General features: G+C 67.7%; 24 protein-coding genes, 1 tRNA gene, 1 other RNA gene and 1 pseudogene. 11 read left to right on the top strand and 16 right to left on the bottom strand.

Annotated elements, in window-relative coordinates; genetic code table 11:
* Positions 1 to 166: 166 nt before the first annotated feature.
* The 7 genes from ACYR7D_RS00380 to ACYR7D_RS00350 all read right to left on the bottom strand — a co-directional run bounded on the left by ACYR7D_RS00380 (position 167) and on the right by ACYR7D_RS00350 (position 5,924).
* Positions 167 to 1,576: an acyl-CoA dehydrogenase family protein gene (locus tag ACYR7D_RS00380; RefSeq protein ID WP_459547647.1), complete on the bottom strand. Its 1,410-nt coding sequence runs from the start codon at positions 1,574 to 1,576 to the stop codon at positions 167 to 169.
* Positions 1,577 to 1,782: 206 nt separating this feature from the next.
* On the bottom strand, positions 1,783 to 2,688 hold the full coding sequence (gene ftsX, locus ACYR7D_RS00375) for a permease-like cell division protein FtsX (RefSeq protein WP_459547646.1): 906 nt from the start codon (positions 2,686 to 2,688) through the stop codon (positions 1,783 to 1,785).
* Positions 2,688 to 3,377: a cell division ATP-binding protein FtsE gene (gene ftsE, locus ACYR7D_RS00370; protein WP_459547645.1), complete on the bottom strand. Its 690-nt coding sequence runs from the start codon at positions 3,375 to 3,377 to the stop codon at positions 2,688 to 2,690. The genes ftsX and ftsE overlap by 1 nt, the downstream gene beginning before the upstream one ends.
* A gap of 56 nt (positions 3,378 to 3,433) precedes the next feature.
* Complete coding sequence (locus ACYR7D_RS00365) at positions 3,434 to 3,598, bottom strand: hypothetical protein (RefSeq protein ID WP_459547644.1); 165 nt, start codon at positions 3,596 to 3,598, stop codon at positions 3,434 to 3,436.
* Entirely contained in the window at positions 3,585 to 4,454 is an 870-nt protein-coding gene (locus tag ACYR7D_RS00360; RefSeq protein WP_459549938.1) for a mechanosensitive ion channel family protein, read from the bottom strand. Before ACYR7D_RS00360 ends, ACYR7D_RS00365 begins: the two co-directional genes overlap by 14 nt.
* Before the next feature lie 76 nt (positions 4,455 to 4,530).
* Complete coding sequence (prfB, locus tag ACYR7D_RS00355; RefSeq protein ID WP_459547643.1) at positions 4,531 to 5,652, bottom strand: peptide chain release factor 2; 1,122 nt, start codon at positions 5,650 to 5,652, stop codon at positions 4,531 to 4,533.
* A gap of 101 nt (positions 5,653 to 5,753) precedes the next feature.
* Positions 5,754 to 5,924, bottom strand: a complete 171-nt coding sequence (locus ACYR7D_RS00350; RefSeq protein ID WP_459547642.1) for an MmyB family transcriptional regulator — start codon at positions 5,922 to 5,924, stop codon at positions 5,754 to 5,756.
* Positions 5,925 to 5,937: 13 nt separating this feature from the next.
* Between ACYR7D_RS00350 and ACYR7D_RS00345 the strand changes: the two genes are divergently transcribed.
* On the top strand, positions 5,938 to 6,093 hold the full coding sequence (locus ACYR7D_RS00345; RefSeq protein WP_459547641.1) for a hypothetical protein: 156 nt from the start codon (positions 5,938 to 5,940) through the stop codon (positions 6,091 to 6,093).
* 98 nt (positions 6,094 to 6,191) lie between these two features.
* A complete protein-coding gene (gene hisN, locus ACYR7D_RS00340) occupies positions 6,192 to 6,977 on the top strand; it encodes a histidinol-phosphatase (RefSeq protein ID WP_459547640.1) in 786 nt (261 codons plus the stop codon).
* 54 nt (positions 6,978 to 7,031) lie between these two features.
* Here hisN and ACYR7D_RS00335 read toward each other — a convergent pair whose 3' ends face one another.
* Together ACYR7D_RS00335 and ACYR7D_RS00330 are read right to left on the bottom strand one after the other, a co-directional pair.
* Positions 7,032 to 7,580 carry a DinB family protein gene (locus ACYR7D_RS00335; protein WP_459547639.1) on the bottom strand — a complete coding sequence of 183 codons (549 nt, stop codon included), beginning with the start codon at positions 7,578 to 7,580 and terminating at the stop codon, positions 7,032 to 7,034.
* 124 nt (positions 7,581 to 7,704) lie between these two features.
* Complete coding sequence (locus tag ACYR7D_RS00330; RefSeq protein WP_459547638.1) at positions 7,705 to 8,562, bottom strand: NHL repeat-containing protein; 858 nt, start codon at positions 8,560 to 8,562, stop codon at positions 7,705 to 7,707.
* Positions 8,563 to 8,841: 279 nt separating this feature from the next.
* On the opposite strand from ACYR7D_RS00330, the gene recQ reads away from it, so the two are divergent.
* The 4 genes from recQ (at position 8,842) to ACYR7D_RS00310 (ending at position 13,735) form a co-directional block, all read left to right on the top strand.
* Positions 8,842 to 10,728, top strand: a complete 1,887-nt coding sequence (gene recQ, locus ACYR7D_RS00325; protein ID WP_459547637.1) for a DNA helicase RecQ — start codon at positions 8,842 to 8,844, stop codon at positions 10,726 to 10,728.
* A gap of 117 nt (positions 10,729 to 10,845) precedes the next feature.
* The gene (locus ACYR7D_RS00320; RefSeq protein ID WP_459547636.1) at positions 10,846 to 11,727 is read left to right on the top strand and encodes a hypothetical protein; all 882 of its coding nucleotides are present in this window, start codon (positions 10,846 to 10,848) and stop codon (positions 11,725 to 11,727) included.
* A gap of 83 nt (positions 11,728 to 11,810) precedes the next feature.
* Positions 11,811 to 12,803, top strand: coding sequence for a helix-turn-helix transcriptional regulator (locus tag ACYR7D_RS00315; RefSeq protein WP_459547635.1), 993 nt, complete (start codon positions 11,811 to 11,813; stop codon positions 12,801 to 12,803).
* A gap of 179 nt (positions 12,804 to 12,982) precedes the next feature.
* Positions 12,983 to 13,735, top strand: a complete 753-nt coding sequence (locus ACYR7D_RS00310; RefSeq protein WP_459547634.1) for a TioE family transcriptional regulator — start codon at positions 12,983 to 12,985, stop codon at positions 13,733 to 13,735.
* On the opposite strand, the gene ACYR7D_RS00305 is transcribed toward ACYR7D_RS00310, so the two are convergent.
* The 5 genes from ACYR7D_RS00305 to ACYR7D_RS00285 form a co-directional block, all read right to left on the bottom strand.
* Positions 13,732 to 14,721, bottom strand: a complete 990-nt coding sequence (locus ACYR7D_RS00305; protein WP_459547633.1) for an alpha/beta fold hydrolase — start codon at positions 14,719 to 14,721, stop codon at positions 13,732 to 13,734. The genes ACYR7D_RS00310 and ACYR7D_RS00305 overlap by 4 nt on opposite strands.
* A gap of 234 nt (positions 14,722 to 14,955) precedes the next feature.
* Positions 14,956 to 15,324: a transfer-messenger RNA gene (gene ssrA / locus ACYR7D_RS00300) on the bottom strand.
* Positions 15,325 to 15,411: 87 nt separating this feature from the next.
* Positions 15,412 to 15,885 carry an SsrA-binding protein SmpB gene (smpB, locus tag ACYR7D_RS00295; protein WP_459547632.1) on the bottom strand — a complete coding sequence of 158 codons (474 nt, stop codon included), beginning with the start codon at positions 15,883 to 15,885 and terminating at the stop codon, positions 15,412 to 15,414.
* Positions 15,886 to 15,934: 49 nt separating this feature from the next.
* Positions 15,935 to 16,174 carry a hypothetical protein gene (locus ACYR7D_RS00290; RefSeq protein ID WP_459547631.1) on the bottom strand — a complete coding sequence of 80 codons (240 nt, stop codon included), beginning with the start codon at positions 16,172 to 16,174 and terminating at the stop codon, positions 15,935 to 15,937.
* 55 nt (positions 16,175 to 16,229) lie between these two features.
* Positions 16,230 to 16,427, bottom strand: coding sequence for a hypothetical protein (locus ACYR7D_RS00285; RefSeq protein WP_459547630.1), 198 nt, complete (start codon positions 16,425 to 16,427; stop codon positions 16,230 to 16,232).
* Between the two features lie 87 nt (positions 16,428 to 16,514).
* Here ACYR7D_RS00285 and ACYR7D_RS00280 point away from each other — a divergent pair.
* Positions 16,515 to 17,471 (top strand): annotated as a pseudogene (locus tag ACYR7D_RS00280) (SIR2 family NAD-dependent protein deacylase); the annotation flags it as partial.
* 42 nt (positions 17,472 to 17,513) lie between these two features.
* Here the strand turns inward: ACYR7D_RS00280 and ACYR7D_RS00275 are convergent.
* Both ACYR7D_RS00275 and ACYR7D_RS00270 read right to left on the bottom strand, forming a co-directional pair.
* Positions 17,514 to 18,980, bottom strand: a complete 1,467-nt coding sequence (locus ACYR7D_RS00275; protein WP_459547629.1) for a D-arabinono-1,4-lactone oxidase — start codon at positions 18,978 to 18,980, stop codon at positions 17,514 to 17,516.
* A 75-nt stretch (positions 18,981 to 19,055) separates the two neighbouring features.
* Positions 19,056 to 19,739 (bottom strand): TetR/AcrR family transcriptional regulator, encoded by a 684-nt coding sequence (locus ACYR7D_RS00270; protein ID WP_459547628.1) that lies wholly within the window; start codon positions 19,737 to 19,739, stop codon positions 19,056 to 19,058.
* 586 nt (positions 19,740 to 20,325) lie between these two features.
* Here ACYR7D_RS00270 and pgm point away from each other — a divergent pair.
* The 4 genes from pgm (at position 20,326) to ACYR7D_RS00250 (ending at position 24,439) form a co-directional block, all read left to right on the top strand.
* Positions 20,326 to 21,963, top strand: coding sequence for a phosphoglucomutase (alpha-D-glucose-1,6-bisphosphate-dependent) (gene pgm / locus ACYR7D_RS00265; RefSeq protein ID WP_459547627.1), 1,638 nt, complete (start codon positions 20,326 to 20,328; stop codon positions 21,961 to 21,963).
* Positions 21,964 to 22,160: 197 nt separating this feature from the next.
* The gene (locus tag ACYR7D_RS00260) at positions 22,161 to 23,483 is read left to right on the top strand and encodes an MFS transporter (RefSeq protein WP_459550327.1); all 1,323 of its coding nucleotides are present in this window, start codon (positions 22,161 to 22,163) and stop codon (positions 23,481 to 23,483) included.
* Positions 23,484 to 23,534: 51 nt separating this feature from the next.
* Entirely contained in the window at positions 23,535 to 24,269 is a 735-nt protein-coding gene (locus tag ACYR7D_RS00255; protein ID WP_459547626.1) for a DsbA family protein, read from the top strand.
* Positions 24,270 to 24,363: 94 nt separating this feature from the next.
* Positions 24,364 to 24,439: transfer RNA gene (locus ACYR7D_RS00250), tRNA-Ala, on the top strand.
* Positions 24,440 to 24,706: the final 267 nt, after the last annotated feature.

Below are 24,706 nucleotides of genomic sequence, written 5' to 3'. Positions count from 1 at the left end.
CCGATGGGTTCGGGGCTGACCGGGGTTCAGCTCGTCCGGCTGTCGGTCGCTGCCTGTGTTCGGGGCCCGCCCCGGGTCCGGAGCGACGGAGCGTAGCGACTGAGCGGAGGAGTGAAGACCCGGGGTTACGAGGGCCCCGAACCCGCGACGCCGGAGGCGGCGCCATCTACACGAGCACGATGCCTTCGGCGACGCCGATACCGCGTAGATCGCGGTACCAGCGTTCGACCGGGTGCTCCTTGGTGAAGCCGTGACCGCCGAGCAATTGCACCCCGTCCAGGCCGAAGCGCATACCCTTGTCCGTCGCCAATTTCTTGGCCAGCGCCGCCTCGCGGCCGAAGGTGAGGCCCTGTTCGGCGCGGGCAGCGCCGCGCAGTGTCACCAGGCGCAGGCCGTCGAGTTCGATGGCGATATCGGCGACCATGAAGGCGACCGCCTGGCGGTGGCTGATCGGTTCACCGAACGCCTCGCGCTCGTTGACGTAGGGGATCACATAGTCCAGTACGGCCTGGCCGGTGCCGGTGGCGAGCGCGGCCCAGCCGAGACGAGCCAGTTGGACGGCATCGCGATAGTCGGCGGCGTGCTGTTTCGCATCCCCCTCGCCGAGGATGGCGTCGGTGCCGACGGCCACATTGTCCAGCACCAGCCGGCCCAGTCCGGCCGCGCGCAGGCCCATGCTCGGGTCGGCTTCGACAGAGAGGCCCTCGGCGTCGGATTCGACGATGAACAGGGCCGGGCGGCCGTCGAGTTCCGCGCCCACCAGGAAGATCTCGGCGTCGGCCGCGGCCGGGACCAGGCTCTTCACGCCGTTGAGGCGGTAACCGCTGGGGGAGCGTACGGCCTTGGTCTGGAGGCTGAACGGATCGAACAGGGCGCGCGGCTCGCTGATCACCACCGAGGCCTGCGGTACGTTCTCCCCGGTGAACGCGGGGAGGTAGGTCTGCTGCTGGGCGTCGGTGCCCCACTGCGAGAGCGCGACCGCGACACCGCTGGGTGCCAGCAGCGGCAGTGCCAGACCCATATCGCCGTGCGCCATGGCCTCGGCCACCAGCGTGTTGGTGACGGCGCCGCGTTCGGTGGCCGCCCCCTCGAGTTCTTCGGGCACGTTGATCAGGGTGATGCCCAGTTCCGCGGCCCGGCCCAGTAGATCTTTCGGTGCGGCGGCGGCTTCGTCGGCGTCGTGGGCGGCGGGGCGCAGGATCTCGGCCGCGAACTCCCGGACCGTTTCGACGATCATCTGCTGTTCGTCGGTCGGGGTGAGATCGAAGTAGTCCTTGGTCTTCGACTCGTTGTCGGGCAGGCGTTTCGGCGCTCCGCCGCCGGCGACCTTGTTGAACGCGCGGGTGGCGGCACCGAGGGTCCGGAAACCGGTCTTGGTGCTCTCGTAGGTGACCCGGTCGATGGGTTTGCGCAAGTTGTACTTCTCGGCCAGTTCCGAACCGGTGATGGTCGACATGACCCGCATGGCGGCGCCCATCCAATCCCGTTTGGGTTGGTTCAGGCCCACGCCGTTCTCCTGCTGGGCGCCGCTCTCAGGACGCCGCTTGGTAGCGCTGTCTCGAATGCTCATCATCACCTGTTTTTCTCGCGCGGGGGCGAGGGTCCGACCCCTGGTTCTTACTGCCGAGTAAGGCTATCTTACTGTGGAGTAAGAACCGCGTCGAGTGCGTTCCCGGTCCTGGTGAGCGGTCACGCCCGGTAGTCGCCGAAGGTGTTGCCGAGGCATAACCGCCCGCCCCGTTCCGGGGCGGGCGGTGGGTGGGTCCGCCGTCGCGCGCGGCGCTACTCGCGCACGTACCAGCGCAGCGTGGCGTAGGCGGTGAGCCCGGCGAAGACCACGCCCACCGGCATCACCATCAGCGCGGTGACCGCTATATCGTCGAAGGTGATCCGGGGGAACACATTGCTGGCGAACAGATCGCCCAGCGCCCGGTCGATCACCAGAGGGCGGGCCACGAACAGTCCGATCATCGCCAGCAGGCCGCCGGCCAGCGCGGCCGCCACGGCTTCCAGCAGGAACGGCAGCTGGGTATACCACCGCGTGGCGCCCACCAGTCGCATGATGTGCACCTCGGTACGCCGGGTGAACGCGGCGATCTGCACCATGTTCGCGATCAGCAGCAACGCCGCCACCGCCTGGAGCAGTGCCATCCCGAAGGCGGCGTTACGCAATCCGTCGAACAGGCTCACCAGCCTGTCGACGATGTCCTTGTCGTTGCGCACCATCCCCACGCCGGGGCGCTCGTAGAACTGTTCGTAGATGGTCGGATACAGCGCGGCGTCGGCCATCTTCACCCGCAGCGAGGCCGGCAGCGGGGTCTCGCTCACGTATTCGGCCAGCTCCGGCTGGTCCTTGAAGGTTTTCTCCTTCGCCTCCCGGACGGCGGCGTCCCGATTGAGGTACTGGACGCTTTCCACCCCGTCCACGGTTTTCAGATCCGCCATCAGCGTATGGCAGGGCTCGGCGGCACAGTCCGGATCGGTCGCGGAGATATCCTCGGTGAGATACAGCCGCACCTCGAGCCGGTCCAGGAAGTACTGCTCGGTCTTGTCCGCGATACGAACCGCCAGCAGCCCGCCACCCAGCATCGTCAGCGAAACCGCGGTGGTCAGGATCATCGCGACGGTCATGGTCACATTGCGGCGCAGGCCCTCGGAGACCTCGCCGAACAGGAATCCCGCGCGCATTACCGGCCCACCTCGTACCCGCCGGTGGCCTGATCGCGCACGAGCCGGCCCTCGTAGAGCTCCACCACGCGCCGGCGCATACCGTCCACGATCAGCGGGTCGTGCGTGGCCATGAGCACGGTGGTGCCCATCCGGTTGATGTGCTCGAGCAGCAGCATGATCTCGTAACTCGTCTCGGGGTCGAGGTTGCCGGTGGGTTCGTCGGCCAGCAGGACCAGCGGCCGGTTCACGAACGCGCGGGCGATCGCCACCCGCTGCTGCTCACCGCCGGACAGTTCACTGGGCAACCGGTCGGCTTTCCCGCCCAACCCGACCATCTCCAGTACTTCCGGCACCGTCCGGTCGATGAACTGCCGCCGCTTACCGATCACCTCCAGGGCGAACGACACGTTCTGGGCGACGGTCCGCTGCTGGAGCAGCCGGAAATCCTGGAAAACACACCCGATGCGCTGCCGCAGCCGCGGCACCCGCCGGCCCGGCAGCCGGTCCACCCGGAAATCCGCGACATGGATCTCGCCGGCGGTGGGGGTCTCCTCCTTGAGCAGCAACCGCATGAACGTCGATTTGCCGGATCCCGACGGACCGATGAGGAAGACGAACTCACCTTTGTCGATATGGACGGTGATGTTCTCCAGCGCGGGTCGCGTAGCGGTCGGATACGACTTGCTGACGTTGCGCACGGTGATCACGGGAAGACAGTGTAACCATTCGATAACGAAGGGTGCGGTGAACTGTCTCGCGAGGGCTACTTCCCCGGTACCACCGGCACGGGAAGCTGCTGCACCATGGGTACGGCGGGCGTCGGCTGGGGCCGCTGCGGTGCCACACCGTCCGGTTTGACGAACAGGTACAGCACGAAGACCGCGAGCCAGCTCCCGGCCAGGACCAGGGTCGATCTACGGGCGCGCATTGAGACCCTCCCGGCGCATGGCCGCCGCCACCCGTACCCGGAGTTCGCGGCTCACCTCGAACTGTTTGCCCGGCAGTGTCCGGGCGACCATCCGGATGTTCATCTGGTCCACGGTGAGATCCTCCACACCCATGACCGTCGGCTCGTCCAGCAGAAGCGGTTCGAGGCGGGGATCCCGGTAGGCCCGACTGCCCACCTCGTGCAGCACCTCGTTGATCCGGAGGATATCGGCGCTCGCCGAAACCGGTACGTCGATCGCGGCGCGCGCCCAATCCTTCGACAGATTGGTGACTTTCACGATCTGGCCGTTCGGGACGGTGATCACCTCGCCGTCCGGGTTGCGCACTTTGGTGACCCGCAGCGTCACATCCTCGACGGTGCCCTCCGCCGGCTCCTGGATCCCGGTGACCGCGATCCGCACCACATCGCCGAATCCGTACTGCCGTTCGGTGATCAGGAAGAACCCGGCCAGGATGTCCTGCACGATGCGCTGCGCGCCGAAACCGAGGGCGGCGCCCAGGACCGCCGCGGGGGCGACCAGCCCGGACACGGAGAACCCCAGTCGCTGCAGCACCTCCATCCCGACCAGCACATACGCCACGGTCAGGACGACCCAGGTGAGGACCTGCGCCAGCGCGTGCCGGTGTTTGGCCTCCTCGGATCGCACGAGGGCGTCACTGCCGCGGAAGCCGGAATCGATCTTCTGGGTCACCCTGTCCCGGACATAGGTGGCGAAGCGGGCGAAGAGCACGGCCCCCAGTACCAGCAGCACGATCTCCAGACCGGAGGATCGCAGCCACGAAGTGACATCCGAAGACAACGCCGGCGCCGCCGAGGACATCGCCAGGGTCTCCATTCCCTCCGAACGCATCGGACCACCTGCTCTCGCATGCACCACCGAATCGCCTGCGGTGCCCGGGAATCGGGAACCGCTAGCTCTCCTGCAGAACTGTACTCATCCGCCAGCGGATCCCGGATTCGATGAACCCGTCGATATCGCCGTCGAGTACCGCTGAGGGATTGTTGACCTCGTAGTTGGTGCGCAGATCCTTGACCATCTGGTATGGGTGCAGGACATAGGAGCGCATCTGGTTGCCCCAGGAGGCGCCCTCGTTGGTCTTGAGCGCGTCCATCTGGGCGCGCTCCTCCTGCCGTTTACGCTCCAGCAGTTTGGCCTGCAGCACCCGCATGGCGGAGACCTTGTTCTGCAACTGCGATTTCTCGTTCTGGCAGGTGACCACGATGCCGGTGGGGATATGGGTGATCCGGACCGCCGAGTCGGTGGTGTTGACGCTCTGCCCGCCGGGGCCGGAGGAGCGGTAGACATCGACCCGGATATCGGTTTCCGGGACCTCGATATGGTCGGTGGTCTCCACCACCGGCAGTACCTCCACCTCGGCGAAGGAGGTCTGGCGGCGGCCCTGGTTGTCGAACGGGCTGATCCGGACCAGCCGGTGGGTACCCATCTCCACCGAGAGGGTGCCGTAGGCGTACGGGGTCTTCACCGCGAAGGTGGCGCTCTTGATCCCGGCCTCTTCGGCGTAGGAGGTGTCGTAGACTTCGACCGCGTAGTTGTGCCGATCGGCCCAGCGGATGTACATCCGCATCAGCATCTCGGCCCAGTCGGCCGCGTCCACCCCGCCCGCGCCGGAGCGGATATTGACCAGCGCATCACGTTTGTCGTACTCGCCGGACAGCAGCGTGCGGACCTCGAGGGCCTCCACATCGGTGTGCAGGGCGGCGCGTTCGGCGTCGGCATCGGCCAGTGCGCCCGCCCGAGCCTCGCCCTCTTCCTCCTCGGCCAGCTCGTAGAGCACCGGCAGATCCTCGAGCCGCTGCCGTAGTTCCTCGACCCGGCGCAGCTCACCCTGTGCATGGGAGAGTTCGCTGGTCACCCGTTGCGCATGCTCCTGGTCGTTCCACAGCTCGGGGTCGGCAGCCTGGTGTTCCAGCTCGTCTATGCGACGGCGCAGCTCCTCGATGTCGAGAACCGATTCGACGGTCTTCAGAGTCGCGTCGAGTTCGGCGAGGTCGGCGGTAACGTCTGGATGCACGATAGTCAAGGCTACTAGGAGGGTCCGGCGAGGAAACCGCGCGGCCCCGGCGGACCGGTGCGGTTTGTGCGGCCGGTCGCGGATGCCCGGCCGGGGTCCGTTCAGCCCGGCACGGCCCGGAGGCCACCCGGTCCCCGGCCGGCGAGCCGGTCCAGAGCTGTGGAGGTCGCCGGGTCGGCGGGTAGATAGACGAGGAGACGCTGATCGTCGTCGGCGGAGAGGTCCAGTGTCTCGAAAGCCGAGCGCAACGGCCCGGCCTGCGGATGCGTCATCCGGGTCACCCCGGTGGCAGCGGGCAGGTTCGGCACCGATGAACTGGACGCCCACACGGTGCGCGAATACGTTTCGTTCCCCCGGTGCTACCTGTTGTTCGACGAGGACGGGCAACTGCTCGCGCCCGAGGAACCCGAGGCCGCGGCCCGGGCGATGCTGATCGCCTGAGCTGGTGGGTGGGCGCGCTCGTCCGGGCAAGGCACTGAGGATGGTGTGTTCGGTGGTGTGCGCAGGTGCGCGGGAGGAGAACGGATAGGGTTCGGGGTGTGGCTGCTCACTCCTCTGACCTCGAACTCGCGCTGCGGCTGGCCGATGAGGCGGACGCGATCACCCGGGAACGATTCGGTGCACTGGATCTGAAAGTCGACGCCAAACCGGATCTCACCCCGGTATCCGACGCCGATCTCGCCGTGGAGGAGGCGATCCGCCGGATACTGCGCCACGGCCGTCCCGAGGACGCGGTACTGGGTGAGGAGTTCGGTGGCACCGCCGAACTCACCGGCCGGCAGTGGGTGGTGGACCCGATCGACGGGACCAAGAACTTCGTGCGCGGTGTACCGATATGGGCGACGCTCATCGCCCTGCTCGAAGACGGGGTGCCCGTGGTGGGGGTCGTGAGCGCACCGGCGCTGGCCCGGCGCTGGTGGGCCGCCACAGGGCAGGGCGCGTGGTCGAGCTTCCATCCCGGTGCGCCGAAACCGATCACCGTTTCCGCTGTCGCCGAATTGGGTTCGGCGAGTCTCGCTTTCTCCAGTCTCTCCGGCTGGCGTGACCGTGGCCTACGGGACCGCTTCATCGACCTCACCGACGAGGTCTGGCGGGTCCGCGGCTACGGCGATTTCCTGAACTATTGCCTGGTGGCCGAGGGTGCGGTGGATATCGCCACCGAACCCGAGGTATCGCTGTGGGATCTGGCGGCCCTGGACATCCTGATCCGGGAGGCCGGGGGCACCTTCACCTCGCTCGGCGGCGAAGCGGGACCGCACGGTGGTGACGCCGTGGCGACCAACGGCCCGCTGCACCAGCAGGTTCTGGACCGGCTCGCGGGGTGAGGAAGTGGTCCGCTTCGCGCGGACCGCTCGCCCCTCCGCGCAGGAGAGCGCGGGTCAGCCCATGGTCTTCGCGCCGTCGATCGCTTCCCGGATGATGTCGGCATGGCCGGCGTGCTGGGTCGTTTCGGCGATGATGTGGATCAGTACCCGCCGGCTCGAGTGGTGCGTCTCCTGATACCACGGCGCCTTGGGCAGGGGCCGGACACGGTCGAGGTCGACGGTGGCGACGATTTCGTCGGTCCGGCGCGCCACCTCTTCGTAGGCCTCGAGTATTCCCGCCAGCGTATCGCCGGGCAGCATCCGGAAGTCGTTGTCGCGGGCCTGGAAATCCTCCGCGGTCATATCGTCGAAATCCTTCATGATCGAAGTGCCGTCCAGGATGAAGTCCACCCAGCCGCGCTCGACCGAGGCGACATGCTTGATCAGTCCGCCGAGGCACAGTTCGCTGGGTGTCGGGCGGAGCGCGGCCTGCTCGTCGGTCAGATCGCGGACGGTGAAGCGCAGGAAGAAGCGGGCGGCACGCAGTTCCGCGAGCAGATCCGCGCGCTCACCGGAGAGGGTCGTCTCGTTGCCGGTCTCGCCGAGGGTGGAGGTCTCGCTCATGGTCGTCGCCTTTCGTCGGTCTTTCGTGGTTCGTTCCCTGTTCGAGATCCACGTTATGACCCACAGCGGCCACTTTTTGACCTCAATTAGCCGGTCTTGGAAAAATTTCCCGGTTGCCGCCGTGTTACCACCGTGTCGCGTCGGCGGGAGTCAGATCCACGTCCGCGGGCGGGCGAAGGCGGCGCAGCGTGCCGTCCATGCTGGTGACGTACAACGCCCAGGAGCCGCCGTCGCGGGCGATCCGAACCGACGTGGCACCGTCCAGGGGTGTCCGGACGGGGTCGGGTCGTTTGATGAGCCCGGAGATCACGGCGCAGGCGTTGCCGGTGGCCGGATCCACCCGGTAGACCGCCCCCATCCCGTGGTCGGCGACGAAAAGATCGCCCGCGCGGGTCGCTTCCATATCATCCGGTAGCCACAGCAGCTCCGGGATACCGGTCACCACCGCCGCCCGGTCCGGCGCGTCGAGCGGGAGCCGGAACAGTTGCGCGGCCAGGTTACCGGTGTAGATCGACTTCCCGTCCGGCGCGAGCGCCAGGCCGTTGGTCAGCGGCAGCGGTGACCAGGTCTCGGTGAACTCGCCGGTGGCGGGCCGGTAGCGAGAGATCCCGGACGGGATACCGGACAGGCCGATATTGCTGATCAGCAGGTCGCCGTCGGGAAGCAGCAGCAGCCCGTTCGGGCCTTTCAACCCGGTGAGCAGAACCGTCGCCGCACCGGTGTCGAGATCGTAGCGCTGCAGTGTCCCCGGAGCTCCGGAGACGCGGTCACCGGTGAGGAAGTACACCGACCGTCCCGCCACACGCACTCCTGCCGGTTGGTCGAGGCCGGTGACCAGTTTTTCGAATGTCCCGTCGGCGGAGACATGGGCCAGGTAGCCGTCGCGGATGCCGGTGATGTAGAAGCCGCCGGAGCCGTCGGAATCGAGGTTCTCCAGGTTGCCGACCCCCTCGACCAGGGTTGTCGCCTCCCATCCGGTCACACATGGAGGCGGGAGGGGCTGAGCGTGTGTCGCGGACGGGATGAGGAGCCCGAGCGCGGTCAGCGCCGTCGCGCACAGCGCCGTTCGGGCGTTTACCAGTGCGGATGCCATGGCCCACAACCTAGAGCACGAAGCTCGGGACAACGGGCCGGTGCGGAATGCGCGAGCACCGCTCGCGTGGCGCGAGGCGTCCGTCCCCATGGGGACAACCCCGCCGCTCCCCGCTCCGGCCGCTGTTCTCGCCCGACCCGTCGCGGGCGGCGCTCGTAGGATGGCCGCGTGGATACCGCCGCAGATATCTCCCTGGCACCTCCCGTTCCCGACGACCCGGCGCACGAGGTCCTACGCCGGGTCTTCGGCTACGACAGTTTCCGCGGCGAACAGCACGCGATCGTGGAGCAGGTGATCGGCGGCGGGGACGCGCTGGTGCTCATGCCCACCGGCGGCGGGAAATCGCTGTGCTATCAGATTCCGGCGCTGGTGCGCGATGGGGTGGGGGTGGTGATCTCCCCCTTGATCGCGCTCATGCAGGACCAGGTGGACGCATTGAGCGCGCTGGGTGTCCGGGCCGGCTTCCTCAATTCGACGCAGTTCCCGGACGAACGCCGGATGGTCGAGGCGCAATTCGCCGCGGGAGAACTGGATCTGTTGTATCTGGCCCCCGAACGGCTGCGGATGGAATCGACCGCGCAACTGCTGGATCGGGGCCGGATAGCCCTGTTCGCGATCGACGAGGCGCATTGCGTCTCGCAGTGGGGCCACGATTTCCGCCCCGACTACCTGATGTTGTCGATGCTGCACGAACGCTGGCCCGAGGTGCCCCGGATCGCGCTGACCGCCACCGCGACGGAGAAGACCCGGGACGAGATCATCACCAGGCTCGACCTCGGTGGCGCCCGCCGGTTCGTGGCCAGTTTCGACCGGCCCAATATCCAGTACCGGATCGAGCCGAAGAATCGTCCCGAGCGCCAGCTGCTCGACTTTCTGCGCGCCGAACATCCCGGTGACGCCGGGATCGTCTACTGCCTCTCCCGCAACTCGGTGGAGAAGACCGCCGCCTTCCTCACCGAGAACGGTATTCGTGCCGTGCCCTACCACGCGGGCCTGGACAATCGGACCCGCGCCGAGAACCAGGCGCGCTTCCTGCGTGAGGACGGCCTGGTGGTCGTGGCGACCATCGCGTTCGGGATGGGTATCGACAAACCCGATGTGCGTTTCGTCGCTCATCTCGATCTGCCCAAATCGGTGGAGGGGTACTACCAGGAAACCGGGCGTGCGGGGCGTGACGGCCTGCCGTCGACGGCCTGGATGGTCTACGGGCTGCAGGATGTGGTGCAGCAGCGCAAGCTCATCGATGCCTCCGACGGTGACGCGGCCCATCGCCGGCAGCTACAGCTGCACCTCGACGCCATGCTGGCGCTGTGCGAAACGGTCGACTGCCGCCGTGCCCAGTTGCTCGCCTATTTCGGCCAGTCACCACAGCCGTGCGGTAACTGCGACACCTGTCTCTCACCACCCGAATCCTGGGACGGCACCGTCGCCGCGCAGAAAGTGCTCTCGACCGTTCTGCGGCTGAAACGGGAACGCGGCCAGAGCTTCGGCGCCGGTCATCTCATCGATATCCTGCTCGGCAAGAAGAACCAGAAGGTTCAGCAGTACGACCATCACGAACTCAGTGTGTTCGGCGTGGGTACCGAGCTACGGGATACCGAATGGCGGGGTGTCATCCGGCAGCTGCTCGCTCGGGGGCTGCTGGCCGTCCACGGCGATTACGGCGTTCTCACGCTGACCGAGGCGAGCGAGGGCGTACTGTTCGACGGTCGTACCGTGCGGTTGCGGCGTGAACCCGAGCGTGCGACTCCGTCGCGCGCGGCGCGCAGCGCCAAAGCGGGGAAAGCGGCGCCTCCCGAACTCACCACCGCCGATGCCGCGATGTTCGAGAGACTCCGGCAGTGGCGTGCCGATACGGCCAAGGAACAGGGCGTGCCCGCCTATGTGGTTTTCCACGACGCCACCTTGCGCGATATCGCAGCCCGTAAGCCCGCGGATCTGGCGGCACTGAGCGCGGTGAGCGGTGTCGGTGAGAACAAGCTGGCCCGATACGGCGAGCAGGTGCTGGAGGTCCTGCTGGCGGAGTGGTCCGGTACGGGAAGCTTTGGGCGATAAGTCCTTTCATCCCACGATTACTCCCGTCAGTGAAGATAGGGGACTAAACAGAGGGTCTAGCCTGGCTTCATGTCCAGTAAGCGCACTCCGTGGTCAGGGTCACGACACCGGCCCGGTGTGAGCGCCGACCGGTTCGGCAGCCTGGACCCGGGGGTGCTCCGTGCCGGTGCCGGCCGTGGGCGGCCGGAACACCCGGCGCCGAGTTCGCGGCCGGAAAGTGCCGCGGCCGGTTCCGATGCCGAGCCCGAGGACGATGATCCGCCCTCATCCGGCTCGGCCGCCCCGGAGCCGGCCGAGGACCGTTTCCCCCGGCCCGCGGCCGAAGAAACTTCCGCGACTCCGGTATCGGGTGAGTCCGCCCCATCCCGTCCACGACTCGCCCCGGCCCGTTCGCCCGACGAGCCGCGGTGGCCGGCGGCGCCCGCTGTACCGGCTGCGGAACCCAGGAAACCACGGCAGGCGTACGACTCCGGCTCCGTCGCCCATACGGCCGGGCATTCCGCGCCGTGGTCCGCCGAGTCGGCGGAGCTGCACGAGTATCTGCCGCATGCCGAGACCGCCGGGGCGCTACCCATCGGCGGTCAAGCGCTGATCGGGCTGTGTCTCGGGCTCGCGGTACTACTGGCCGTGAGTTGCTTCTACCTCACCCCCTCCGCCGACGAACCCGCGCCCGCGACCCTGGTGACCGCCGTATCGACCCGAACCGTCACCGAGGAAACCCCGCCGGAGAAGAGGTCTCCGGATATCGGTGCGGGTTTCGTGTTCGGAAAGGTCAAGACCAACGACGGCAGCACCCTACATGTGACCAGCGAACTCACGAAGTCGGAGATCGTGGTGCACACCGACGCCGAGACGAAGGTCTACGTCCTGATCGCTACCGAAGTCGCCGCTATAGCGGTGGGTGCTCCGGTTATGGTCTACGGCCGTAAACACGCCGACGGCACCATCAGCGCCGATACCATCACCGGCGTCTCGCTGCGCGCGATCGGCTCGAACTGATACGGCCGCGGTCTTCCCCCTGAGCTCGCGGACCGCAGCCCAGCGGTCACTATCCGACCGCAATTCCGGCCACAATCGACGGTATGGCGAATACGAGCACGCGGACGCTGCGCCTGTTGTCGCTGCTGCAAACCCACAAATACTGGCCCGGTGCCGAGTTGGCCGAACGGCTGCGGGTATCACCGCGGACGCTGCGGCGCGATATCGACCGGCTCCGCGAACTGGGGTACCCGGTGGAAGCCCAGCGCGGTGTCGACGGTGGCTATCAGCTCGCCGCCGGCGCCGCGCTGCCCCCACTCATGGTGGACGACGACGAGGCGGTCGCGCTGGTGATCGGACTCCAGACCGCCCTGCAGGGCATGGTGGAGGGGGTCGCGGAAGCGTCGGTGCGCGCGCTGGCCAAAGTGGTGCAGGTGATGCCGCCGCGGCTGCGCCGCCGTGTGGAGGCCATCCGCGCCATGACCGTCCCCGGCGAGTGGGGCGGCGAATCCGGGTCCGGGCCTGATCCGGCGGTACTCACGGTGCTGGCGTTGGCCTGCCGGGACAGTGAGCGGGTCCATTTTTCCTACACCGCCGCCGACGGTAGCCGCACCGAGCGGTATGTCGAACCGTATCGGCTGGTATCCCGGGGTCGGCGCTGGTATCTGGTCGCCTTCGATCTCACCCGCCACGATTGGCGTAGTTTCCGTATCGATCGCCTCGGCGATCCGCGAGGTGATGGTGCCCGCTTCCGTCCGCGGGAACTGCCCACCGAGGATGCCGCCGAATTCGTCCGCGCCGGTATGGACAATATTCCGCGTTCGTATCGGATCGAGGCGCTGGTGGATGCGCCCGCGGAGGATGTCCGCCGGCGTATCGGGCGGTGGGGCACCGTGGAGGAGGTCGGTCCCGCTCGCTGCCGGGTGCGGATGACCACCGATTCGCTGGACTGGCCGACCATGGCGCTCGGATCGCTCGAAGCCGAATTCCGGGTGCTCGGCCCGCCGGAATTGAGCGCGCAGATCCGGGCCTGGGGTGAGCGTTTCCTTCGCGCGGAGCCGGGCTCCGGCGAATCCGTCCGGGCCGGCTCGGCGTGACACCGGAAGCGGGCCACCCCGTGGGCAGGATCGTCGTGACCGATCGCCGGGCGGTTTCGGGTGATCGACCGGGGGCCGGAGCCGGTGCGGCGGCCGGAGAGCCGGCCCGGGCGGAGCATCAGCTCCCCGTGGGTCGGCTGATCCAGGCCTGGTCGACAGCTGGGTAGAGTGTCGGACCGGTGAAGAGCTTTCGGCCGACCGACCTCGCGCGCGAGCACAATATCTCGACCCAGGCGGTGCGCAACTACGAGCGGGACGGGTTCCTACCGGCGGCCGAGCGCACACCCAGCGGCTACCGCGTCTACACCGAATTGCACGCCGCGGCATTGCGCGCCTATCTCGCGCTCGTCACGGCCTACGGGTACGCGGTCGCCGGTGCGATCATGCGGGCCCTGCACGCGGACGAACTCGAGCGTGCCCTGATCGCCATCGACCGCGGCCACGACAGGCTGCGGCGTGACCGGGAAACCCTCGCCGCGGTACGGGCGGCGGTCGGTCATCTGACGGCCGAGTCCGAGGTGGTGGCACCGGTTCCGGCCGCGCCGTACAGTATCGGCGAACTCGCCTACCGGCTCGGGCTCGCCCCGGCGACGCTGCGGAAATGGGAATCGGCAGGCATTCTCGCTCCCGAGCGTGATCCGGCCACGGGTTACCGCGTCTTCCGGAGCGCCGATATCCGCGATGCCGAACTCGCTCATCTGCTCAGGCGCGGCGGTTATCCGCTGGAGCGTATCGCCACTGTGGTCCAGCGGATCCGGACGGCCGGTGGTACCGATACGCTGTCGGCCGCGCTCGAGGAGTGGCAGCGGAAACTGACCGCGCGGGGTCTGGCCATGCTCGACGCGGCGGGGCTGCTCGGCCGTTATCTCGAGGCGCGGAAACGTCTTTCGGCCACCGGCTCGCCGTCCGTCGCCCGGCCGGGGCGCCGCTAGCTGCGCGCGGTGCGCACCACCTGCAGGTGCTGCGGTGGTTTCCGTGGGACGGCCCGCTCCGCGGTGCCGACCGTACCGGCGGCCACGGCATCGATCAGTTCGGTTGTCGCGGATGCCAGCAGTTCCGGATGCGAGAACGGCATCCAATGTCCGGCGGGTACATCCCGGCGCCACAGTCGCGATACCCACCGCGCCGAATCGTCGTAGCCGGCGGGTCGCACCGCGATATCCCGGCTCGCCACGATCAGCTGGACCGGGACGTCGGTGTTGCGTTCCCGTGGTCTCAGCAGGTGGGGGAGGATATTGGCACGGTAGATGAGCAGGCCGTCGACCATATCCTGTTTCAGGGTCGGGGCGAAGAAGATCGTCGACGGCGGCGTATCGTTCATCAACCGGATCACCCGTCGCCAGCGTTTTTCGCTGGCGAGGAGGCCGAAGAGCAGCCGTGGCAGGCCCGGGGTCATGAAGAGCCCGGTATAGGCCGAGGACAGCAGCTGGGTGAACGGCTGCCAGAGGTTGCGCGGGGCGGGCCGGCCGAGCCGGGCGCGTACCCAGGCGGTCAGATGATCGAGGTTCGGTCCGGAGACCGAGGTGAACGAGGCGATCCGATCCACGGCCCGTTGTTCGCAGACCGCCTCCCACACCTGCACCGAGCCCCAGTCGTGCGCCAGTACGTGCACCGGGTGCCGGGGGCTGACCGCATCCGCTACGGCGAAGAAGTCGTCGGCGAGTTCGGCGAGCCGGAAATCGGCGGTCCGGGTGCTGCGGGTCGAGGCGCCGTGGCCGCGGGTGTCGTAGGCCACCACGTGGAAACGCCGGGCCAACAGGGGGATCACGCCGCGCCACAGATGGTGGGTATCCGGCCATCCGTGTACCAGGACGACGGTTTCCGCCGTGGGGTCACCGTATTCGTAGACCGCGAGATCGAAACCGCGGTTGTGCACTGTTCGCTCGGTCGCGCCGGGTTCGGGGTCCGCTGCTGTCACGCTGTTCTCCTCGGTTTCGTCGTCGGGGTGGCTTTCGCGTCGCACCGGTAAGCCACATCGTACACATATGCGAAACGTCGGGTAACACATAATTCGGCGGGAAGCGGACCACGGGGACGGTGAGGGGCGGTTTCCAGCGCCGCTCTTTCTCGGCTCGGCGCTCCGGACAACACCCCGTCGCGGGGTATAGGGCATGAAAAAGCCCCTCACCCGCGTCGCGGGTGAGGGGCCGGTGAGTGGAGCTGCCGGGAATCGAACCCGGGTCCTCCGCCGCGTCACCAGGGCTTCTCCGTGTGCAGTCCGCTGTGCCTCTACTCGGATCTCCCGGTCTCGCGAACAAGCCGGGATGACGATCCCAGTCGCTGTTGGATGTCCCGCGTTACTCCGCGACCGAGTCGCGCGGTGAGCCCTCTAGCTGATGCCGGCACCGAAGCCGAGGGCGAACCTCGGGCCGACAGAGACGCTATCGCTTAGGCAGCGAGAGCGTACTCGCGCTGATGAGAATCGGCGCTTAATTGGTTGCAACGACGCTTACGGTGGTCTCTTGCCTGCACCGACACGCTTCCCCTGAATCAACGTACGCAGTCGAAACCGTTCAGCCCCGTACGTCCCGGCACCTTGCCGGGCTAGTCATGTTAACACTCCGGACCCCGTCGTTCATTCCCCTTTTCCGGCCGTGGGTGCGCACGCTCAGCGCATACCCTTCACACGGCGGCCGAGCTCACGGGTCACCTCTCGCTCGGCGGTACGCCGGGCGAGATCCTGGCGCTTGTCGTAGTCCTGTTTACCTCTGGCCAGGGCGAGTTCCACTTTCACCTTGCCGTCGGAGAAGTACATCGAGAGCGGGACCAGCGTCTGGTTGCCTTCGCGGGATTTACCGACCAGGCGTTCGATCTCCCGCCGGTGCAGTAGCAGCTTGCGCACTCGCCGTGGCGCGTGGTTGGTCCACGTTCCGTGGCTGAACTCCGGAATATGCAGGCCGCGCAGCCATACCTCGCCGTTGTCGACCGTCGCGAAGGCGTCCACGAGCGAGGCCTTCCCCTCGCGCAGGCTTTTGACCTCGGTACCGACCAGCGCGATCCCGGCCTCGTAGATGTCCAGGATCGTGTAGTTGTGCCGTGCCCGGCGGTTGGTCGCGATGACCTTGCGCCCCTTCTCCTTCATATCGACAACCTTAAAGCGCTGGAGCAAGCCGTTTGTTCCCGGTCGCCGGTCACCCCGGCTGCAGGATCAGGTACAGAACCAGTACGGCGACGAACGCGCCGATCAACAGAACCGTGGACAGTCGCGGTAGACGGCCGGTGTGCCGACCGCCTCCGCGATCGAGCCATCCGATATCGACTACCGGATCCCTGCGTGGGCCGCGCGGTGATCCATCGGCCGGTTCCGCGGCCGGGCCACCGCCTCGGTCGTCCCCGCCGATGGTCTCCTCGGACCCCTCTCCGGATGCCATATTCGCAGACTAGCGGCGCGGAGGGGTGTTCGGGAGCGGGCCGGGGGAACGGTCCTCAGCGCGGGGTCCGCAGGATCCGCAGGGTGATTCCGAGCCCGGCCAGGATGCTGGCGGTGGCGATCAGCGCGGCCTCCAAGGATTGCGTTATGGCGGCGATCCCGGTGGTGAAAACGAGGCAGGTGGCCAGAGCCAGCAGCGCGGTGCCCCATTCCATGCCGGCGATCCGGGTGGGTCGGTTGCGCAGTGCTGTCATATTGTCCGAATACCCCGGCGATTCGGTTATCAAACCGTTACTGCCGTAGATCTCCGGCGATCGGTACCCGCCCCGCGGATCTGCCGGATGTGGTGCGCGGTGGCGAGCCATGGCAGTACCTCCGTCTCGGTATCGGGTGCGGTGACTATGTTCACCATAACGAAGAAATCTCCACCTGGACACCTTGTAGCAAATCCGGAGACAACAGTCACAGGAGGCACTCCGGGCGTGTCGATGCCGCGATCCGCTTGTGATCTTTTGGGAAAATCCTCAGTTCCAGCGGCTGAATTAGGGTGCGGTCCGGTAGAGGAGACCGTGGGATTCCAAACCGGGGGAATAACAGACCCGAAGTCGGCAAATCGTTTGCCGAACATTAGCTGGGAAGGTTGGTTTGCTCGGCCGGGTGCCGGGGTCCGGCGCCGCTGCCTAAGCTTGCGGTATGCGGATTCCATGCCAGCGGGCGTTTCGGCGCGGTGGCCCTCCCCGCGGTGCGTACTCGGCTCCGAGGGTTTCCCGATGACGGATTGGCACCGGCGGACCGGTCGTATCGCCGTGCTGACGGGCGCGGGTATCTCCACCGACAGCGGTATCCCGGATTTCCGCGGTCCGCGCGGGGTCTGGACCGAGGATCCCATGGCCGAACTGCTCTCCACCTACGACAACTACATGGCCGATCCGGCCCTGCGGGCACGTTCCTGGCGCGCCCGCCGCGACAATCCGGCGTGGCGGGCCGAGCCCAACGGCGCACACCACGCGCTGGTGGACCTGGAACGGGCCGGGTGGGCTCTCACGATCGTCACCCAGAACATCGACCGGCTGCATCAGCGCGCCGGTTCCGCACCGCAGCGGGTGATCGAGATCCACGGAAACATGTTCGATGTGGTCTGCGTGAACTGTCCCTACACCGCGAGTATGACCGCGACCCTGGACCGGGTGGCCGCGGGAGAGGCCGATCCGTCCTGTCCCGAGTGCGGCGGCATCCTCAAGGCCGACATCATCATGTTCGGCCAGGCGCTGGACCACCGGACGCTACTGAAGGCCGCACTGGCGGCCGAGACGGCCGATATCTTCCTGGCCGTCGGGACCTCACTGCAGGTCGAACCCGCCGCGTCGCTGTGCGGGCGGGCGGTGGCCGCGGGGGCGGATCTGGTCATCGTCAACGCCGAACCCACCCCGTACGATTCGCTCGCTACGGAGGTCGTCCGCGAACCCATCGGGGTCGCCCTGCCCCGGCTGGTCGAGCGGATACTCACCTGCTGAGACCGGGCCGAGGACCCGGTCCAGGTAGTCGTTGGCGAACCGGCCCTGTGGGTCGTATCGCCGCCGCACCGCGGCGAAACGTTCCCACTGGGGGTAGCGGCCGCGTAGCGTCGCCGCGTCCTGGAAATGTCTCTTGCCCCAGTGCGGGCGGCCGTCGTAGCGGTCGAAAACCGCTTCGCAGGCGCGGAAAAAGGGCTCCCACTCCATGCCCTGGTACTGGTGTACCGCGATATAGCAGGTCGCTCGGCCGCCGGCAGGGGAGAGGAACGCGTCGTCGCCGGCCACCCAGCGCACCTCGATGGGCATCGGGCTGGCGAAACGTTTCGCGGTCTCCTTGATCTCGCGGATCGCCTCGGCCGAATATTCGCGCGGGATCGCGTATTCCATCTCGGTGAAGCGGAACAGTCTGGGGCTGGTGAAGACCCGGTACGAGCGGTCCACCTGACGCCGGTAGCTGCCGGCGTAGGCCGCACCGCGCTGGATCCACGGAATCAGTTCCGGGCGGTTGCGCGACAGTCGGCACAGCGTATCGAACAGGTGATTCGACAGCAGGACATCGGTGAACCAGTCGAGGGCTTCGTGGCGTGGCGCGGCCGGTAGTTCGACCCGGTTGTTGCGTTTGGTCATCGCGACCGGGCTGTGCGCGAACATGTAGAACTCGAAATGATCGTTGCCGTCGATATAGGAGTCCAGGTCCGCGAGCACTTCCTCGACCGGTATCGGTCGCTCGATTCCCTCCAGGACGAAGGAGGGTACGAGTTGCAGCGTGAAGGCGGTGACCACGCCCAGTGCGCCGAGGCTCACCCGGGCCGCCCGCCAGGCTTCCGGATCGGTCTCCTCGGTCAGCTCCAGTAGTCGTCCGTCGGCGGTGACGAGTTCCACGCCGTGTAAGGCCGCCGAGATATTGGGTAGTCGCCCTCCGGTGCCGTGGGTACCGGTGGCGGTGGCTCCGGCGATGGTCTGGACATCGATATCACCGAGGTTCGGGAAGGCGAGTCCGTGCTGGTCGAGTGCGGTGTTGAGTGCGGCCAGAGTCGTTCCCGCCTGTACCCGGGCCCGCCCGGTGGCGCGGTCGACCTCGAGTACCCGGTTCATCCGGGAGAGGTCGAGAAGGAGCCCGTCGGTGAGGCAGGTATCGGTGAACGAGTGGCCGGAGCCCGCCACCCGGACCCGGTGGCCGTCGGCGGCGGCCCGGGCCAGTTCATCGGTCAGTTCGGCGTGATCGCGCGGCGCCGACAGCCGGGTCGGCGCGCATCGCTGATCGCCCGCCCAGTTCACCCAGTACTTGGTCACATGTCCAACTCTAGGGTATGGCCGAGGCCACCGCCGCGAAAATTTCCAGCGGGGGATGCGCCGGGGAGGGGAGGCTCAGCGTCGACGGCCCGGGAATGGCCCGGGTTTGGCCGCCTTGGCCTGCTCGACCTCGGCGAGGCTGAGCGCGTTCACGGTCAACGCCTGTGGCGGCGTGCTGTCGGCCCGGATGCCGTTGAGCGTGATCGCCATGTACCGGCGCCAGATATCGGGATCCACGGGCCGGGCGAAATCGGCCAGCGAATCCACCATGTAGATCAGGGCGAACAGGTCGGTGGCCTCGATACCGGGCTGCACGACCCCGGCCTCCCGGGCCCGGTCCATCACGGCGGCCACCGCGGGGCCGATCCGGTCCTGCCGGCAATCCCACCGGGCCGGATCGTCGCCCATTTCGAGTACGACCTCACTGAAACCACGGTTGGTCGCCATATGCCGGCAGGCGTACTCGAACAGCCGAACCAGGCCGTCCCAGGGGTCCGCTGCGGCGAGCGCTTCCTCGGCGGCCTCGGCGAAATCGCGGATATGCCCGGAGAAGACCTCGGAAATCAGTTCCCGTTTGTTCGCGAACCGGCGGTACACGGTGCCCACGCCGACCCCCGCGCGCTCGGCCACATCGTCGAGCGTGATCTCCAGACCCCGATCGGCGAAGAGCTCCCGTGCGGCCTCGATGATCCGCTGTTGATTGCGCGCCGCGTCGACCCGGAGACGACGCGTCCGGGGCGCACCGGTGGCAAGGTTCACATCCGGAATGGTAGCAAGCTACGAATTAACCCGAATCGGTTTCGATCCGGTCGCGCGCAGCCCTCCTGAGCCTGCTGTCCTCCGTTTTCCTGTGGACGAACGTCCGATTCCGTATCCGGCCGACCCCACCGAACGGGCGGATGCCCGCCCGCTCGGTGCATTCTTTCCGCGGTACCGGGGTATTACGGGGGTTCACCACCTTTTCCGATTACCGCGCCGGGGTTCGTACACTGCTCGAATCGAGTGCCGCCGGTGCGGCGTTCGGGTCGTCCCGGAAACGGTGACGGTAGCTCCCGGCGCGGTCGCCGCCGGGCACCGGCGATCGGTGGAAAGCGCGGCGGGACAACGTGGTACGGCACGAGGCGAACGTGGAACGGGACGAGCGAAAGGGCCGGGTCATGGTGAGATCGGTGAACACGGTGAACACAGAGCGCCGGGCCTCCCCGCGCACCTATCACGGGCTGTGCCCGGCCGCGGCGGCCGTTGACATTTTCGCCGTGGCCGCGCCGGCCGCCGCGCTCGCGGAATCGTGCGGATGATCACGATGACCAGCCGCGTGCGGCCGACCACGAAGGGAGATCCGAGCATGGCCCACAATCGAGCCGGACGGCCCGCCCGCCCCGGCGATCTGGTGGACGTTCCGGGACTGGTGACCGCGTACTACAGCAGAGTGCCCGATCCCGCGGAACCCACGCAGCAGGTGGCTTTCGGGACCTCCGGCCATCGCGGGTCGAGTCTGGACGCGACTTTCAACGAGGGGCATATCCTGGCCATCACCCAGGCGATCGTGGAATACCGCGCGACCCGCGGTATCACGGGTCCCATCTATCTCGCCCGCGATACCCACGCCCTGTCCGAACCCGCGTGGACCACGGTGCTGGAGGTGCTGGCGGGTAACGACGTGGGTGCCGTGGTCGACTCCCGCGGCCGCTACACCCCCACCCCGGCGCTCAGCCACGCGGTGGTGCGGCACAACCGCGACGGTGCCCGCCACCAAGCCGACGGCATCGTGGTCACGCCCTCGCACAACCCGCCCCGCGACGGTGGGATCAAATACAATCCGCCGCACGGGGGCCCCGCCGATACCGGCGCCACCGACGCCATCGCCGAACGCGCCAACGAGCTGCTGAGGGGCGGTCTGGCCGGGGTGAAACGCGCTCCGCTGGCGCAGGCGATGGACACCGCCGAGCGCTACGACTTCCTCGAGCACTACATCGCCGACCTGCCGGCTGTGCTGAACCTGGATGCCATCAAGGGCGCGGGTATCCGGCTCGGGGCCGATCCGATGGGTGGGGCCAGCGTCGACTACTGGGAGGAGATCGGTCAGCGCTACGACCTCGAACTGGAGGTGGTGAACCCGAGTGTCGATCCCACCTGGCGTTTCATGACCCTCGACAGCGACGGCCAGATCCGGATGGACCCCTCCTCCCCGCATGCCATGGCCTCGCTGGTCTCCATCCGGGACGACTACGACATCTCCACCGGCAACGACGCCGATGCCGACCGGCACGGCATCGTCACCCCCGACGGTGGCCTGATGAACCCGAACCATTTCCTCGCGGTGGCCATCGAATACCTGGTGGCCAACCGGAGCGGATGGGATGCCCTCACCAAGATCGGGAAAACGGCGGTGACCTCGTCGATGATCGATCGGGTGGTCAACGTGCTCGGCCGGCAGGTGTACGAGGTACCCGTCGGGTTCAAATGGTTCGTACCCGGCCTGTTCAGTGGCAGTCTGGCCTTCGGCGGCGAAGAGAGCGCCGGGGCCTCCTTCCTGCGTAGGGACGGTACGGTGTGGACCACCGAAAAGGACGGGATACTGCTGGCGCTGCTGGCGGGTGAGATCGCCGCGGTCACCGGGGAGAGCCCGTCGGCCCGCTACCACGAACTCGAACGCCGCTACGGCAGCCCCAGTTACGCCCGCATCGATGCCCCCGCCGAGCCGGCGGAGAAGAAACTGCTGGCCGCGCTCAGCCCGGAACAGGTTCCCGCCGGCGATATCGCCGGCGAACCGATCACCGAGGTCGCCACCCGTGCCCACGGAAACGGGGCCGCGCTGGGCGGCCTGAAGGTCAGTACCGCCAATGCCTGGTTCGCCGCGCGGCCGTCGGGCACCGAGAACAAGTACAAGATCTACGCCGAATCGTTCCACGGTCCCGAACACCTCGCACAGGTGCAGGACGCCGCGCGGGAGCTGGTCGGGAGAGTGCTCGCGGGCACCTGAGGGGCCCGCCGCGCGCCGCGCGTGCGGTCTCCGGCCGGGCGGTGGGGCGGCGGCCGGGTCCGCCCCGGGGAATTGCGGGGTCCGGCTCGGCGTTGACTGCCTGGGTGAGTGGTGAGGCCGTGGCACATGATCGACCCGAGTCCGGGAGCGGAGCCGGTGGGCGGTCGGGCCGCCGGCGGCGCCTGTTCGCGCGGCGGGTGAACACGGCCGGAAAACCCCCGCTGCCCAGCGAGATCTGGGTTCTGGTCGGGGCCGCGTTCTGTATCGCCATGGGGTTCGGCCTGGTCTCCCCGGTGCTGCCGCAGTTCGCGCTCAGCTTCGGGGTCGGGGTGGCCGCCGCCTCCGCGATCGTCAGTGCCTTCGCTGCCATGCGGCTGTTGTTCGCGCCGGTCAGCGGGCGCCTGGTGCAGTTACTGGGGGAGCGGCGTATCTATCTCGTCGGTCTGCTCATCGTCGCGATCTCCACCGGTGCCAGTGCCTTCGCCCAGACCTACTGGCAGCTGATGGTGTTGCGCTCGCTGGGTGGCGTCGGCTCCACCATGTTCACCGTCTCCTCGATGGCGCTGGTGATCCGGCTCTCTCCACCCACCGAGCGTGGTCGGGTCACCGGACTGTGGTCGACCTGTTTCCTGATCGGTGGCCTGTCCGGACCGCTGATCGGCGGGGCGCTCGCCGGATTCGGCTTGCGCGCGCCCTTCCTCATCTACGCTGTCGCCCTGCTGATCGCGGTCGCGGTGGTGTATTTCAATCTGCGCGATTCCCGGATCACCGAAAGCGAATCCGCCGGTGGTACCCCCACCATCACGTTCCGGCAGGGGCTGGCCCGCCCCGAGTACCGGGCGGCGCTGTGGTCCAACTTCGCCAACGGCGCCGCGGTGTTCGGTGTGCGGATGGCTCTGGTGCCGCTGCTGGTGGTGGAGGTTCTCGGCCAACCCTCCGGTATGGCCGGGGTGGCTCTCACCGTTTTCGCCGCCGGCAACGCCACCGTGCTGTTCTTCTCCGGCCGGCTTTCCGACCGCTACGGCCGCCGCCCGCTGCTGATCTCCGGCGCCCTGGTGTGCGCCATCGGTACCACCGGCCTCGGTCTCGCCCCCGACCTGGTCTGGTTGCTGATCACCTCGTTCGTCGCCGGAATCGGGTCGGGTCTGTTCACCCCCGCCCAGCAGGCCGCCGTCGGCGATATCATCGGTTCCCGCGCCCGCGGCGGCACCATGCTCGCCGGGTTCCAGATGTCGCAGGACCTGGGTACCGTTCTCGGCCCGATCGTGGTCGGCGCCATCGCCCAGCGGCTGTCCTACGGTGCCGGCCTGGCCGTCACCGGCTCGCTCTTGGCCGTCGCCGCCTTGGCCTGGCTGATCGTGCCCGAACCCATGCGCCGGCCCACCGTCGACCCCGCGGCGGCCGACGGCCCCGCCGCACCGAAAGCGGTGATCGCCGAGCCGGGCGTCGCGCGGCCGGTGGTCGCCGAAGCGGCCGCCGCCGAGGGCGCCGCCGGCCGGCGTCCGTACCCCGAGACATGAGAGCCGGGAGGCGTAGGTGACCGATTCGCCTGGATGCGGCAGAGTGGTCGGGTGAGCAATTCGCCGTCCGACTACACCCCCCGGCCCATGTCCAACCGGACCACCTATGCCCTGGGTGCGGTGGCCCTGGGGTTGATCGCACTGATCGTCTTCTTCGCCTACCGCTGGGGCTCCGACGGCGCCGAAGTACGTAACGACGGATACGGCACGGTCCGGAACGAGGCGGTGCGGACCGTACTGGAGAGCAACGGGGCGGTTCTGCTGGGCCGGCCGGACGCACCGAAGACCATCGATATCTACGAAGACCCGCTCTGCCCGGCCTGCGGCACCCTGGAACACCTCTACGGCCAGGAGATCGCCCAGAAGGTCGATGAGGGCGGACTCGCCGTCCGCTACCGCTTCGTCAATTTCCTCGACCCCGAGTCCGCGAGCGGTGACTACTCCACCCGCGCCACCGCGGCCCTGCAGTGCGTCGCGGAAACCGGTTCCGGCGTCGTCTACGGAAAGTTCCACGACGCCCTCTTCACCACCCGCCAGCCGGACGAGGGTGCCGGCCTCACCGACGACGAACTGCTCACCATCGCCACCGAAGCCGGGGCCTCGGAGGACGCCCGCACCTGCCTGTCCACCGGCGCCCGGACCCAGGAGGCGAAGGACCAGGCCGCCGCCGCCATCGACGACCTGAGCGCTGCCCTCGACGGCGCCGCGGCCACCCCCGGTGTGTTCGACGGCACTGCGCACATCGATGTCAACGAACCGGAATGGGTCCAAAAGGTAGCCTCGTGACCTCAGCGTTCATCGGAAATGCAGGCGATTTGGTGCCAGCCGTGGAGGTGGTGTAACTTCGTTCAGGCAGCCGGGGAACCGGCGGCAAACATCCGGGGCTATGGCGCAGCTGGTAGCGCACCACACTGGCAGTGTGGGGGTCAGGGGTTCGAGTCCCCTTAGCTCCACCAATGTAGTCGGTATACGAACCGCTCCTTCGGGGGCGGTTTCTTCTTTTTCTGCACGGATTGGCTGCGGGTCCGTGGTCGTGGGGACGCGGAATACGGGGACCAGGCGGTCGGGCGCGATGATGGTGACTTTGTCGATGAGTGCCTCGATCAGTGCCTTGGCCTGATTGTGGTTTCCGGCGCGGATGATGTCGCCGATGGCGTCGGCAACCTGGTCCAGGGTCTTCGACTCGGGAACTTGGGGTTCGTCCTCCATCGCCATGGTCAGCT

The organism is Nocardia sp. X0981, from assembly GCF_977089955.1.
This window is presented reverse-complemented; position numbering and strand designations above follow the sequence as displayed.